We start from the raw sequence: 13,284 nt of genomic DNA, 5'->3' as shown, positions 1-13,284 counted from the left end.
TCGGAGGGCAACACGCGGCTACCGGGCATTGGCAGGAGGTCGGCATGGGCCGGTAGTGTTCGGCATTGTCGAACTCTGGCTGTCATGGCGGCCGGGGGAGCGCGGCCGGTACGGACGTACGGCGGTCGAGGTCGGCGTGGGCCGGTCGAAGGGGACGGAGGCAGGACGGCGATGGCACGGAACATCCAGTCGCTCGAACGGGCGGCCGCGATGCTGCGGCTCCTCGCGGGCGGCGAGCGGCGGCTCGGCCTGTCGGACATCGCCTCGGCCCTGGGGCTGGCGAAGGGCACGGCGCACGGGATCCTGCGGACCCTCCAGCAGGAGGGGTTCGTGGAGCAGGACGACGCGTCGGGGCGCTACCAGCTGGGCGCGGAGCTGCTGCGGCTGGGGACGACGTACCTGGATGTGCACGAGCTGCGCGCGCGGGCGCTGGTGTGGACGGACGATCTGGCGCGCGCGAGCGGCGAGAGCGTGCACCTGGGGGTGCTGCATCAGCAGGGTGTGCTGATCGTGCATCACGTGTTCCGGCCGGACGACAGCCGGCAGGTGCTGGAGATCGGGGCGATGCAGCCCTTGCACTCGACGGCGCTGGGGAAGGTGCTGTCGGCGTACGACCCGGTGGCGCACAGTGAGGCGCTGGAGTCGGAGCGCCGGTCGTTCACGGACCGTACGGTGTGCGATCCGAAGGTGTTCGAGCAGGTTCTGGACATCACGCGCGCGCGGGGTTACGCGGCGGACGTGGAGGAGACCTGGGAGGGTGTCGCGTCGGTCGCGGCGCCGATCCACGACCGGCGGCGGATGCCGGTGGGCGCGGTGGGGATCACCGGGGCGGTGGAGCGGCTGTGTCCGGAGGGGGAGCTGCGGCCGGAGCTGATCGCGGCGGTGCGGGACTGCGCGCGTGCGGTGTCGCGGGATCTGGGTGCGGGCAGGTTCTGAGAAGGCCGTTCCTGAGAACAACGTGAGAGGCCACCGGGACGTCGGGCGACGTTCCGGTTCTCGACTTACCCTGAATCGGACATAAACGGTCAGACATGGGCCGACCTCGCGAAGATCGATAACCCATGACTATCAATAACGATCGCGTTTCCGATAACAGAACTCTTGACGCACACGTAACGCCGGAGCAAGACTCCCGTCCATCGGTCGGCATTGTCGAACACCTACCGGCAATACGCGCTAGAGTGTGACAGTGCCAAGGGCCGGCATCGCTCTCATCCCCGAGGGCGCGGAACCCCCGGAGGGACCCGGGGTTCGGCTTCCCCTGGACGAAGGACAAAGGAGTCGCGGGTGTCCAGCTCCGACATCTTCATCGGCGAGACCATCGGTACCGCCATACTCATCCTGCTCGGCGGCGGCGTGTGCGCCGCCGTCACGCTGAAGGCCAGCAAGGCCCGTAACGCCGGTTGGCTCGCCATCACCTTCGGGTGGGGTTTCGCCGTTCTGACGGCCGTCTACACCTCCGCGCCGCTGTCCGGCGCGCATCTCAACCCGGCCGTGACCCTCGCGCTCGCCCTCAAGAAGGACGGCATCGACTGGAGCGACGTCCCGGTCTACTGGGGCGGGCAGCTGCTCGGCGCGATGATCGGCGCGACCCTGGTGTGGATCGCCTACTACGGCCAGTTCCTCGCGCACCTCACCGACCGGGAGATCGTCGGCGAGCCGACGACCAAGTCGGTCGAGGCGCAGGAGAAGGGCGCGGGCCCCGTGCTCGGCATCTTCTCCACGGGCCCGGAGATCCGGGTGGCCTGGCAGAACGTCGCCACGGAGGTCATCGGCACGATCGTGCTGGTGCTCGCGGTCCTCACGCAGGGTCTCAACGACGGCGGCAAGGGCCTCGGCACGCTGGGCGCCCTGATCACCGCCCTCGTGGTGGTCTCGATCGGTCTCTCCCTCGGTGGCCCCACCGGCTACGCGATCAACCCGGCCCGTGACCTCGGTCCGCGCATCGTGCACGCCCTCCTGCCCCTGCCCAACAAGGGTGGCTCCGACTGGAGCTACGCCTGGGTTCCCGTGGTCGGCCCGCTCATCGGCGGCGCCATCGCGGCGGGCATCTACAACATCGCGTTCGCTTAAGCAGCCGCGGGTTTCACCCGTACGAGGTACGGGTTTTCGAAACTCTCGGCGAACGCCGATCGTCAAGCCCCATAACCACGGAACCCCAGGAGCAGACAGTGACCGACGCCCACACCACCGGCCCGTTCATCGCGGCCATCGACCAGGGCACCACCTCCAGCCGCTGCATCGTCTTCGACAAGGACGGCCGGATCGTCTCCGTCGACCAGAAGGAGCACGAGCAGATCTTCCCGAAGCCGGGCTGGGTCGAGCACGACGCGAACGAGATCTGGACGAACGTCCAGGAGGTCGTCGCCGGCGCCATCGCCAAGGCGGGCATCACGCGCGACGACATCAAGGCCATCGGCATCACCAACCAGCGTGAGACGACGCTGCTGTGGGACAAGAACACGGGCGAGCCCGTCCACAACGCGATCGTCTGGCAGGACACCCGCACCGACGCCCTCTGCAAGGAGTTGGGGCGCAACGTCGGCCAGGACCGCTTCCGCCGCGAGACCGGCCTCCCGCTGGCCTCCTACTTCGCCGGCCCCAAGGCCCGCTGGCTGCTCGACAACGTCGAGGGCCTGCGCGAGCGCGCCGAGGCGGGCGACATCCTCTTCGGCACGATGGACACCTGGGTCATCTGGAACCTGACCGGTGGCGTGAACGGCGGCAAGCACTACACCGACGTCACCAACGCCTCCCGCACGATGCTGATGAACCTGCACACCCTCGCGTGGGACGAGAAGATCGCCGAGTCCATCGGCGTGCCGATGCAGATGCTCCCCGAGATCCGCTCCTCCGCCGAGGTGTACGGCGAGGTCACCGGCGGCCCCCTCGGCGAGCTCCTCGGCGGCATCCCGGTCGCCTCCGCGCTCGGCGACCAGCAGGCGGCCCTGTTCGGCCAGACCTGTTTCTCCGAGGGCGAGGCCAAGTCCACGTACGGCACCGGCACGTTCATGCTGATGAACACCGGCGAGAAGATCATCAACTCGTACTCCGGACTGCTCACCACGGTCGGCTACCGCATCGGCGACGAGGCCCCGGTCTACGCCCTCGAAGGCTCGATCGCGGTCACCGGCTCGCTCGTGCAGTGGATGCGCGACCAGATGGGCCTCATCTCCACCGCCGCCGAGATCGAGACGCTCGCCCTGTCCGTCGAGGACAACGGCGGCGCCTACTTCGTCCCGGCGTTCTCCGGCCTGTTCGCCCCGCACTGGCGCTCCGACGCCCGCGGCGTCATCGCCGGCCTGACCCGGTACGTCACCAAGGCGCACCTCGCGCGCGCCGTCCTGGAGGCCACGGCCTGGCAGACCCGTGAGATCACCGACGCCATGACGAAGGACTCCGGCGTCGAGCTCGCGGCCCTCAAGGTCGACGGCGGCATGACCTCCAACAACCTGCTGATGCAGACCCTCTCGGACTTCGTGGACGCGCCGGTGGTGCGCCCGATGGTCGCCGAGACGACCTGCCTCGGCGCCGCCTACGCCGCCGGTCTCGCCGTCGGCTTCTGGACCAGCACCGACGACCTGCGCGCCAACTGGCGCCGGGCCGCCGAGTGGACCCCCCGCATGGACGCGGAGACCCGCGACCGTGAGTACAAGACCTGGCTCAAGGCCGTCGAGCGGACCATGGGCTGGATCGAGGACGAGAGCTGAGCGAGACCACCCCCTCAGCAGCTCTGATGAGGAGTAAGAACCCGACATGACCAGTCAGCCCACCCTCCAGACCGTGCCTGCCCTGGGTACGCGCCCGGCCTCCGGCTCCAACCCGAGCCGCGCCGAGACCCGGGAGCAGCTCTCCAAGGCGTCGTACGACCTTCTCGTGATCGGCGGCGGCATCCTGGGCATCTCCACCGCCTGGCACGCCGCGCAGTCCGGTCTGCGGGTGGCGCTGGTCGACGCCGGCGACTTCGCCGGCGCCACCTCCTCCGCCTCCTCCAAGCTGCTCCACGGCGGTCTGCGCTACCTGCAGACCGGCGCGGTGAAGCTGGTGGCGGAGAACCACTTCGAGCGGCGCGCGGTGTCCCGTCAGGTGGCCCCCCACCTGGCGAACCCGCTCACGTTCTACCTGCCCGTCTACAAGGGCGGCCCGCACGGCGCGGCGAAGCTCGGGGCGGGCGTCTTCGCCTACTCCGCGCTCTCCGCGTTCGGCGACGGCGTCGGCCATCTCCTGTCCCCGGCGAAGGCCGCGCAGGACGTGCCGGAGCTGCGCACCGAGAACCTGAAGGCCGTCGCGGTCTACGGCGACGACCAGATGAACGACGCCCGCATGGCGCTGATGACGGTGCGCGGCGCCGTCGAGGCGGGCGCGGCCGTCCTCAACCACGCCGAGGTCACCGGCCTGCGCTTCACCAACGGGCGGGTCACCGGCGCGGACCTCAAGGACCGCACGACGGGCGACGAGTTCGGGGTCAACGCGCGTCTCGTCCTCAACGCGACCGGCCCCTGGGTCGACCACCTGCGCAAGATGGAGGACCCGAACGCGGCGCCCTCCATCCGCCTCTCCAAGGGCGCGCACCTCGTCCTGAAGCGCACCTCCCCGTGGAAGGCCGCGCTCGCGACGCCGATCGACAAGTACCGCATCACGTTCGCGCTGCCCTGGGAGGACATGCTGCTCCTCGGGACGACGGACGAGGAGTACGAGGGCGACCCGGCGGACGTCACCGTGACCGAGAAGGACACGGCACAGATCCTCGACGAGGCCGCGTTCTCCGTCCGGGACCAGCAGCTCGCCCGCGAGAACATCACGTACGCGTTCGCGGGCCTGCGCGTCCTGCCGGGCGGCCCCGGGGACACGGCCAAGGCGAAGCGGGAGACCGTCGTCACCGAGGGCCGGGGCGGGATGCTGTCCGTCGCGGGCGGCAAGTGGACGACGTTCCGGCACATCGGCCGTACGGTCATGCAGAAGCTGGAGTCCCTGCCGGGGCACCCGCTCGGCGACGACTTCGAGCCGATCTCCTCGCTGCCGAAGAAGCTGCCCCTGCCGGGTGTCGCGAACCCGCGCGCGGTCGCCCACCGCCTCCTGGTCGACAACCCGGCCCCCGGCCCCCGCATGGCCGCGGACACGGCGAAGCACCTCGCGACCCACTACGGCTCGCTGGCCTTCGACATCGCCCGTCTGGCGAACGAGAACCCGGAGCTGGCGCAGCGCGTCCACCCCGACGCCCCCGAGATCTGGGCGCAGGTCGTCTACGCCCGGGACAACGAGTGGGCGGAGACCCAGGACGACGTCCTGCGCCGCCGCACCACCCTCACGATCCGTGGGCTGGCCACGGACGAGGTGCGGGCGAAGGTGCAGGACCTGCTCGACAAGAAGTAGTCGGTACGACCTGAAAGGGGCGGCACCTCCGGCCGGGGCTCAAGGCTCCGGGCTCCGAGAGGCGCCGCCCCTTTCGGGTGCCCGGTTGTCAGTGCCGGGTGTTATCCCTGAGGTATGGAGATGGGGACAGAGAAGGCGGACCCGGAGGAACTCGCGGCGCTGCGGGAGGCGTTCGGGGAGAGGGAGGGCGCGTCGCCGCTGGGGTGGGCGGGGGTGCGGGAGTTCGAGGAGGCGCACGGCGTGGTGCTGCCGGAGCCGTACCGCACGCTCGTCGCGGAGATCGCGGACGGCTCCTTCCAGGGGCCGCCGGAGTACGGATGGGCGGGGCTGGCCGAGAGCGCCGAGGGGCAGCGGCTCGCCGAGCCCTTCCCGCTCACCGGGATGTGGGTGTGGGAGGAGGACCCCGACGCTGTCATCGAGGGGGTCGCCCGCGACGGTTCGCTGAACCTGGGGACGGACGGGTGCGGGATGGACTGGCACCTCGTCGTCACCGGGCCCGAGCGCGGGCGCGTCTGGCTCGTCACCGGCGAGGGCGCGATGCCGCACAGCGGACCGGGGTTCGCCGACTGGGTGCGGCAGTGGGCCGCCGGTGAGGAGTGGTTCTCAGGCCAGTGAGGAGACGAGCCGACGGACCGACTCCACGTCGGTCAGCTCCGCGCGGCGCACGATCAGTTCGCGGCCCAGCAGGAGCGCCCTGCGGGAGGCCGGGACCGGGTCCGGGAGGGTCGTCAGGTCCGTCAGGTGGGCGAAGCCGATGATGCGGCGGACGATCTCCGTGCCGGCGTAGCCGACCGACTCCGTCCAGACCTTGCGCAGGAAGCGGTCCAGGTAGGCGTCGTCGAAGAACGTGTCCACCCGCGTCGGCCACAGACGGCGGAACTCCGTCTCGAACGCCTCCCAGGAGAGCCGCACTTGGTCCGCATGGTCGGTCAACCGGCCGAGGGCCCGGGCCCGTTCCTCCGAGACGAGGGCGTTGGCCCAGTACAGGCCCAGGTCGTAGCCGATCGGGCCGACGAAGGAGAACTCCGGGTCGAAGACGCGGACGACGTGGGCGCCGTCCCGCTCCCCCACCATGACGCTGCCCGTGTGGAGGTCGCCGTGCAGGAGTGCCTGCGCGCTGGTCATGAAGGTGTGGCGGAGGTCGGCGACCTCGGTACGCAGCACCCCGTCCGCGCGGAACTCGGCGGCCAGGTCGGTCAGTTCGGGCAGCCAGTGGTTGTGCTCGTGCTCGATGTACGGCTCGGAGAGGACGACGTCCTCGGTGATCTTGCACAGCTCGGGGCTGACCGACGCGGCGACCAGCGCCTTGCGTTCGGCGGACGGCATCCCGAAGTCGCTGGTGGTGAAGGTGAGTTGGGCGACGAACTCGCCGATGCGCGCCGAGGTCTCCGTACCGTAGGAGGCACCCTCGTTGAGGAGTGTACGCAGGACCTCCAGGTCGGACATGTCCTCCATGACGAGGGCGTAGTTCTCGGGGTCGTAGCCGAGGATCGCGGGGATCTTGTCGGGGGCGACCTTCGCGACCTGCTCGTAGGCGCGGGCCTCGGCGTCCGCGCGGTCGGGGTTCATCGGCCAGGAGGGGCCGGCGACCCGCACCCAGGGCAACGCCTGCTTCACCGCGAGGCTGCGATGGGCGGACGACGCGAGGAAGACCCGGTTCATGTTGCCGTCGGACACCTCGCGGACCTCGGGGTCGGCGGCCTCGCCCCAGTGGCCGCGCTCGCGCAGGTACGCCGGGATGTCCTCGGTCTCCAGGATGCGGTAACCCATCAGAACTCCCTTATGCGGTACGGCGCTTGGACAGGGTGAAGCTGAAGACGAGCGCGAGGATCAGCACGGCGCCCTCGACCACGTCCTGCGTGTAGTACGGCAGGCCCTTGATCGTAAGACCGGTGGTGATGATGCCGATCAGGACCGCGCCGAGCGCGGTGCCCCACACGTTGGGACGCCCCCGGCCCAGCACCGACGTACCGACCAGCGCGACGGCGACGGCCTCCAGGAGCTGGGAGGTGCCGGCGCTGACGTCGCCCTGTCCGATGCGGGAGGCGAGGATGAGGCCGCCGATGGAGGCGAGGACGCCGGAGATGACGTAGGCGAGGGCGCGGTAGGCGCCGACGCGGATGCCGGCCAGCCGGGACGCCTCCGGGTTCGCGCCGATGGCGTACAGCACGCGCCCCCAGCGGGTGCGGGCGAGGAACACCCAGGCGGCGACGGTCAGTCCGCCGAAGATGAGGACGGAGATCGGGATGCCGAAGACGGTCCCCCGGTCGATCTTCAAGAACCCGGCGGTGAACTTGCCGGGCGCGGTCGAGCCGTCGGACATGGTCATGCCCGGCGTGATCGACTGCCCGTCGACGAGGATCAGCTTGCTGCCCTGGATGACGAACATGGTGCCGAGCGTGGCCAGCATGTCGGGGATCTTGAGGACGACGATCAGCAGCGCGTTCAGCAGTCCGGCGAGGGCGCCCGCGATGACGACGGCGACGATCGCGACGGCGCCGACCTGGTTGTGGACGACCATGGTCTGCGCGGCGACGGACACGCCGAGCCCGGCGACCGCGCCGACGGACATGTCCATGCCGCCGACGGCCATGGTGAGGGTGACGCCGAGGCCGAGGATCGCGGCGACGGACACGTACCGCAGGGTGTCGAGGAGGGTCGCCGACTCTCGGAAGGAGCCCTCGCTGAGGGCGAAGTAGAGGAACAGCGCGACCGTCACGAAGATGAACCCGTACTTGATGACGGCGTTCTGGACGCGCAGGGCCGTGGAGGCCGCGGGCGGGGTCGCCGCCTTGACGATGGCCTCGGTGCTCTGGGTGGTGGTCATGGCTGCTTCCTTCAGCGAGCGTCAGACGGACGCCGAGATGGTCTGGATCACGCGGTCGCGCTCGGCGTCCTGGCCGTACGCGTCGAGGTGGATCTCCCCGGCCGCGAGGACGACGACGCGGTCGGCGGTCTCCAGGATCTCGTCGACGTCGGCGGACAGGACGAGGACGGCGGCACCCTCGGCGGCGAGCTGCCGGGCGCGGCGGCCGATGTCGCGGCGCGCACCGATGTCCACACCTCGGAACGGCTCGTCCAGGATGAGGACACGGGGGGTCTCGGCGAGCCAGCGGCCGACGACGACCTTCTGCTGATTGCCGCCGGACAGCTCCTCGACGGCGCTGTGCTCGTCGCGGGTGACGACGCCGAGCGCGGCGACGGTGTCCCGGCCGAGGGCGTCCTCCTTGGACGTCTGGAGGACGCCCATGCGGGACAGGGACCTGAGGAACGGCAGCGACACGTTCTGGGCGACCGACCAGCCGGGGACGAGGGCGTCGGCGTGCCGGTCCTCGGGGACGAGGTGGACGCCGGCGCGGATCGCGTCGGCCGGGCGGCGGGGCGCGTACGGCTTGCCGTCCAGGTCGACCCGGCCTGCGAGGAAGGGTTCGGCGCCGAACAGGCCGCGGGCCAGCTCGGTCTTGCCGGCGCCCAACAGGCCGACGACGCCGGTGACTTCGCCGGCGCGCAGGTCGAGGTCGAGGGGCTGGTGCTGGGCGGGGAGGAGGCGGACGCCCTTCAGGGAGAGGGCGACCTCGCCCTGGGCGCCCTCGCGGACCGGGCGGGCCGTCGTCGCCTCCTGCTCCTGGGCGAGCATCGCGCGCAGGGCGGCGTCCCAGTCGAAGGGTTTCGCCTGGTCCTCGGTGAGACGGCCGTCCCGCAGGACGACCAGGCGGTCGGCGAGGGCGTCGATCTCGCCGAGGCGGTGGGAGACGTAGAGCACGGCGATGCCGTCCCCGCGCATCCTCTCGACCAGGGTGAAGAGGCGTTCGGCCTCGGCGGCGGAGAGCGCGGAGGTCGGCTCGTCGAGGATGAGGAGGCGCGGGCGGGTCGCCAGCGCGCGGGCCAGGATGAGCAACTGGCGGTCGGAGATGCCGAGTTCGGTGACGTCGCGCTTGAGGACGGCGTCGCTCCAGCCGAGGCCGAGGGCCGCCTGGATCTCGCGGGCGCGGGTCAGCGTACGGCGGCCGCTGAGGAAGGGGTTGCCGCGTTGCTGGGCGAGTTCCTCGAAGACGAGGTTCTCGGCGACGGACAGGCCGGGGACTATGCCCTCGCCGATCCGCTGGTGCACGGTCTGGATGCCCAGCTTGCGGGCGGCGGAGGGGGTTTGGAGGGCCACGGGGGCGCCCGCGACCCGGACCTCGCCGCCGTGTCCGGCGTGCACGCCGGACAGGATCTTGATCAGCGTGGACTTTCCGGCGCCGTTCGCGCCCAGCAGGGCGACGACGGTGCCGGGGGCGATGTCCAGGGAGACGGAGGCGAGGACGGTCTTGCCGCCGAACGCCATGCTGACGTCGGTGAGGCTGACGGCGGGCGCCGGGGTCGCTTCGGGCGCCGGTGCCCCCTCGGAGGCCGGCGCCCCCTCGGGAGCCGGCGTTCCCTCGGAGGCCGGCGTCCCGTCAGCGGCCGGTGTCTCAGTGGGCGACATTCGCGATCCAGTCCGCGGTCGACACCTGGGACAGGTTCAGCGCCGGCAGCGCCGCCCGCAGCTGGTCCATGTTCGCGATCTTCTTCTCACGCAGGAAGTCCTGGGTGATGGCGACGGCCGGGAACTCCACGGTCGTCTTCCCGAGCTGGCCGGCCAGCTCCAGGGCCGTCGTACGGACGACCGCCGCGCCGACGGCGGACGGGTCGGTGCCGGCGGTGGCGACCCACGGGCTGTCGGCGGCGGTCATCTGCTGGATGTCCGCGTTGGAGACGTCCGCGCCGAAGACCTTGACCTTGTCCTGGAGCTTCTTGTTCTGGACCGCGAGGACGGTGCCCTTGGCGAGCTCGTCGTAGGGCGCGAAGACGCCGGCGATGTCGGAGTTCTGGGTGAGCGCGGCGGAGACCAGCGGGACGTTGTCCGTGGCGGTGGAGTCGGTGACCTTGCCGACCTTGAACGCCTGCTTCCAGCCCTGCGTGGTGACCTCGGTCTTCCAGACGGAGTCCCGCTTGTCGAGGGCGGCGTACCCGGCGACGTTGACGTACCCGACCTCGGCGTTCTTGCCGAGGGTCTTCGCCATGACGTCCAGGACGGCCTGGGCCATGCTCGCGTCGTTCTGGCGGGTGGTGACGACGCCCTTGGTGGCGGTCTCCACGTCGTAGACGACGACCTTGATGCCCTTCTTGACGGCTTCGTCGATCTCCGGCTGGATCGTCGCCGGGAAGCCGTGGTCGACGATGATCGCCTTGGCGCCGGAGTTGATCGCGGAGGAGAGGTCGGTGGCCTGCTTGGCGTTGTCGGCCTGGGCGTCGTACACCGTCAGGTCGATGCCGAGGGCCTTGGCCTGGGCCTTCGCGCCGTTGCCCCACTGCTCGAAGTAGTCGCCGGCGCCGCTCTGGCGGACCAGGGCCACCTTGACCGCGCCCGAGGCGAAGGGGGCGGGCTTCGTGCCGGTGGCGGCCTGCGCGGAGGCGGCCGTGTCGCCGCCCGCCTTCGACGCCGTGTCGGAGGCGTCCGAGGACTGGGAGCAGGCGCTCAGCGCGAGGGCGGAGACGGAGGCCAGCGAGAGTGCGGCGAGGGGCAGGCGGGTACGGGACATGAGGGGCTCCAGGTACAGGTGGTGCGAAAGAAATGCGCCATCTTTGGCGCGCGCCGAGGGGAGGCGTGAGGGCGGAGTCGATGGCTCCGGGAACGGTCAGCGACAGCTGGCTGTGGTCGACCGGAGCAAGTCCACGTACAGCCGCCGCACGAGCAGCAGCGTCTTCATAGACAGATGATGTGAACGGTTTCAGCCATACGTCAAAGGCGTAAAAGGGGATTCTCAAAGAATGAGACAACTACTACGTCACACGGGGTGATCGTCCGCCCTGGAGTTACCATCGCGGGACCGGCACCTGCCCCTTTCCTCCCCGGCCGTCCACCACCTGTCTCAGCATCCGGACGGACTGGCCTTTCCCTGTCCCCTTCCAGACAGATCCTGGAGCTGCTGTCATGACCCTCCTGACCACGTGGTCCGAGTCCGGCCCCGAGACCCAGATCCGCCGGACCTCGGACCCGGCCGAGATCGCCGAGGCGCTCAAGCCGCTGGGCGTGCGCTACGAGCAGTGGCCGATCCGCGAGGACGTGCCGTTCGACGCGGACAGCGAGACGGTGTTCGCGGCGTACGGCCCGGAGATCGAGAAGCTGAACGCGGAGGAGGGCTTCACCACGGTCGACGTCCTCGGTCTGCACCCCAGCGACGACCCGGAGTTCCCGGCGAAGGCGAAGGCCGCGCGCGCGAAGTTCCTCCAGGAGCACACGCACGACGACGATGACGAGGTCCGCTTCTTCGTCTCCGGCTCCGGCATCTTCTACCTGCACGTGGACGGCGAGGTCCACGCGGTGTTCTGCGAGAAGGGCGACCTGCTGGGCGTGCCGCGCGGGACGACGCACTGGTTCGACATGGGCACGAGCCCGTCGTTCACGGCGATCCGCTTCTTCCACGAGGAGGACGGCTGGATCGGCAACTTCACCGGCTCCACGATCGCCGGGCGCTTCCCGGACTACGACACGATCGCCGCCGGGTACGTCGCGTGACGCTCCGGTACGCCGTCGACGCCGTGGTGCTCGACATCGAGGGCACCACGAGCGCGACGGGGTTCGTGGTGGACGTGCTGTACCCGTACTCGCGTGACCGGTTCGCGGACCTGCTGTCCCAGCGGGCGGACGAACCGGCGGTGGCGCGGGCGATCACGCAGGTCCGCGAGGTGTCGGGCGAGCCGGACGCCGACGCGACCGCGATCGAGAAGACGCTGAACGCGTGGCTGGACGAGGACCGCAAGGCGACGCCGCTGAAGACCCTCCAGGGCATCATCTGGTCGGAGGGCTTCGCGCGGGGTGACCTGGTCTCGCACTTCTACGACGACGTCGTCCCCGCGCTGCGCGCCTGGCACGCGGACGGGGTGCGGCTGTACGTCTACTCCTCGGGGTCGGTCGCCGCGCAGCAGGCGTGGTTCACCAACAGCCCCGAGGGCGACCTCACTTCGCTGGTCTCCGGGCTGTACGACACGGAGAACGCGGGGCCCAAGCAGGACGCGGCGTCGTACCGCCGTATCGCCTCGGCGGCCGGCGTCGGGGCGTCCCGGCTCCTCTTCCTCTCCGACCGGCCCGGCGAGCTGGACGCGGCCCGTGAGGCCGGGTGGCACGCCGTCGGGATCCGGCGGCCCGGGGAGCCGTACTTCGAGCAAGGCGTCGGGGACCACGCGCAGGCCGGGTCCTTCGGCGAGATCACCGTTTCCAGGAGCACGTCATGACCGCCGACATCACCGCGCAGGACCTCCACGAGGCGGGTGCCGTGCTCGCCGCCGAGTCCGCCCGGTTCGCCTCCTTCGGCTGGATGCGCGGCACGTCCGGCAACCTGTCGGTGGTGCTGTCCCGGGAGCCGCTGCGGCTCGCGGTGACGGCGAGCGGACACGACAAGGGTGAACTGACGCCCGCCGACGTGGTGTTGGTGGACGGGCAGGGGGCGGCAGTGCAGGGCGGGAAGCCGTCCGCCGAGGCCGAACTGCACGCGCGGGTCGCCGCGTTGACCGGTGCCGGGGCGGTCGTCCACGTCCACACCGTCGCGTCGGTGACGATGGGGCACCGGCAGCCCGGCGGGATCCCGTTCCGGGACGTCGAGATGCTGAAGGGCGTCGGGCAGCCCGCGCACGACGTCGAGGTCGTGCTGCCGGTCATCGCGAACAGCCAGGACATGAAGGAGCTGGGCGACCGTCTCGAAGAGGCGCGAAACCCCTTGATGCCGGCGGTCGTCGTGGCGGGACACGGGCTGTATGTGTGGGGCGCGGATCCTCGTCAGGCGCGGCACCACACCGAAGTCGTGGAGTGGCTCCTGGAGTTGGAGCTGGCTCGGCGCTGAGCGCTCACGCAAAGAAAAGGGGGACCCGGTGAGTCGGGTCCCCCTTTTC

General features: G+C 70.5%; 12 protein-coding genes. 8 read left to right on the top strand and 4 right to left on the bottom strand.

From position 1 onward, the window contains the following. Positions 1-171 precede the first annotated feature (171 nt). The 5 genes from ACLZOT_RS13830 (at position 172) to ACLZOT_RS13810 (ending at position 5,988) form a co-directional block, all read left to right on the top strand. Positions 172-936 (top strand): IclR family transcriptional regulator, encoded by a 765-nt coding sequence (locus tag ACLZOT_RS13830; RefSeq protein WP_416969160.1) that lies wholly within the window; start codon positions 172-174, stop codon positions 934-936. Between the two features lie 351 nt (positions 937-1,287). After that, positions 1,288-2,073, top strand: coding sequence for an MIP/aquaporin family protein (locus ACLZOT_RS13825; RefSeq protein WP_416969159.1), 786 nt, complete (start codon positions 1,288-1,290; stop codon positions 2,071-2,073). Between the two features lie 98 nt (positions 2,074-2,171). Next, on the top strand, positions 2,172-3,710 hold the full coding sequence (gene glpK, locus ACLZOT_RS13820) for a glycerol kinase GlpK (protein WP_416969158.1): 1,539 nt from the start codon (positions 2,172-2,174) through the stop codon (positions 3,708-3,710). 46 nt (positions 3,711-3,756) lie between these two features. Beyond that, on the top strand, positions 3,757-5,373 hold the full coding sequence (locus tag ACLZOT_RS13815; protein ID WP_416969157.1) for an FAD-dependent oxidoreductase: 1,617 nt from the start codon (positions 3,757-3,759) through the stop codon (positions 5,371-5,373). Positions 5,374-5,493: 120 nt separating this feature from the next. Then, positions 5,494-5,988, top strand: a complete 495-nt coding sequence (locus ACLZOT_RS13810) for an SMI1/KNR4 family protein (protein WP_416969156.1) — start codon at positions 5,494-5,496, stop codon at positions 5,986-5,988. On the opposite strand, the gene mtnK is transcribed toward ACLZOT_RS13810, so the two are convergent. The 4 genes from mtnK to ACLZOT_RS13790 form a co-directional block, all read right to left on the bottom strand. Further along, the gene (mtnK, locus tag ACLZOT_RS13805; RefSeq protein ID WP_416969155.1) at positions 5,977-7,143 is read right to left on the bottom strand and encodes an S-methyl-5-thioribose kinase; all 1,167 of its coding nucleotides are present in this window, start codon (positions 7,141-7,143) and stop codon (positions 5,977-5,979) included. The genes ACLZOT_RS13810 and mtnK overlap by 12 nt on opposite strands. 10 nt (positions 7,144-7,153) lie before the next feature. Further along, the gene (locus ACLZOT_RS13800) at positions 7,154-8,200 is read right to left on the bottom strand and encodes an ABC transporter permease (RefSeq protein WP_416969154.1); all 1,047 of its coding nucleotides are present in this window, start codon (positions 8,198-8,200) and stop codon (positions 7,154-7,156) included. A 21-nt stretch (positions 8,201-8,221) separates the two neighbouring features. Next, on the bottom strand, positions 8,222-9,700 hold the full coding sequence (locus tag ACLZOT_RS13795; protein ID WP_416969425.1) for a sugar ABC transporter ATP-binding protein: 1,479 nt from the start codon (positions 9,698-9,700) through the stop codon (positions 8,222-8,224). Between the two features lie 127 nt (positions 9,701-9,827). Then, positions 9,828-10,937: a substrate-binding domain-containing protein gene (locus tag ACLZOT_RS13790; protein ID WP_416969153.1), complete on the bottom strand. Its 1,110-nt coding sequence runs from the start codon at positions 10,935-10,937 to the stop codon at positions 9,828-9,830. 392 nt (positions 10,938-11,329) lie between these two features. Here ACLZOT_RS13790 and ACLZOT_RS13785 point away from each other — a divergent pair, with 392 nt between their 5' ends. Genes ACLZOT_RS13785 through mtnB form a run of 3 tightly spaced genes read left to right on the top strand, consistent with a single transcriptional unit; the run spans position 11,330 to position 13,235 of the window. Continuing rightward, positions 11,330-11,914, top strand: a complete 585-nt coding sequence (locus tag ACLZOT_RS13785) for a 1,2-dihydroxy-3-keto-5-methylthiopentene dioxygenase (RefSeq protein ID WP_416969152.1) — start codon at positions 11,330-11,332, stop codon at positions 11,912-11,914. Further along, positions 11,911-12,630 carry an acireductone synthase gene (gene mtnC / locus ACLZOT_RS13780; RefSeq protein ID WP_416969151.1) on the top strand — a complete coding sequence of 240 codons (720 nt, stop codon included), beginning with the start codon at positions 11,911-11,913 and terminating at the stop codon, positions 12,628-12,630. Before ACLZOT_RS13785 ends, mtnC begins: the two co-directional genes overlap by 4 nt. Further along, positions 12,627-13,235, top strand: coding sequence for a methylthioribulose 1-phosphate dehydratase (mtnB, locus tag ACLZOT_RS13775; protein WP_416969150.1), 609 nt, complete (start codon positions 12,627-12,629; stop codon positions 13,233-13,235). Before mtnC ends, mtnB begins: the two co-directional genes overlap by 4 nt. Positions 13,236-13,284 lie beyond the last annotated feature (49 nt).

This window comes from Streptomyces sp. 4F14, assembly GCF_048159485.1.
GTDB lineage: Bacteria > Actinomycetota > Actinomycetes > Streptomycetales > Streptomycetaceae > Streptomyces.
This window is presented reverse-complemented; position numbering and strand designations above follow the sequence as displayed.

What these genes read in the sequence shown, in the direction of transcription:
- ACLZOT_RS13795 (WP_416969425.1), bottom strand. Translation starts at nt 9,700, where the DNA reads ATGGCGTTCGGCGGCAAGACCGTCCTCGCCTCCGTCTCCCTGGACATC.
- ACLZOT_RS13790 (WP_416969153.1), bottom strand. Translation starts at nt 10,937, where the DNA reads ATGTCCCGTACCCGCCTGCCCCTCGCCGCACTCTCGCTGGCCTCCGTC.
- ACLZOT_RS13830 (WP_416969160.1), top strand. Translation starts at nt 172, where the DNA reads ATGGCACGGAACATCCAGTCGCTCGAACGGGCGGCCGCGATGCTGCGG.
- ACLZOT_RS13800 (WP_416969154.1), bottom strand. Translation starts at nt 8,200, where the DNA reads ATGACCACCACCCAGAGCACCGAGGCCATCGTCAAGGCGGCGACCCCG.
- mtnB (WP_416969150.1), top strand. Translation starts at nt 12,627, where the DNA reads ATGACCGCCGACATCACCGCGCAGGACCTCCACGAGGCGGGTGCCGTG.
- mtnK (WP_416969155.1), bottom strand. Translation starts at nt 7,143, where the DNA reads ATGGGTTACCGCATCCTGGAGACCGAGGACATCCCGGCGTACCTGCGC.
- ACLZOT_RS13810 (WP_416969156.1), top strand. Translation starts at nt 5,494, where the DNA reads ATGGGGACAGAGAAGGCGGACCCGGAGGAACTCGCGGCGCTGCGGGAG.
- ACLZOT_RS13815 (WP_416969157.1), top strand. Translation starts at nt 3,757, where the DNA reads ATGACCAGTCAGCCCACCCTCCAGACCGTGCCTGCCCTGGGTACGCGC.
- ACLZOT_RS13785 (WP_416969152.1), top strand. Translation starts at nt 11,330, where the DNA reads ATGACCCTCCTGACCACGTGGTCCGAGTCCGGCCCCGAGACCCAGATC.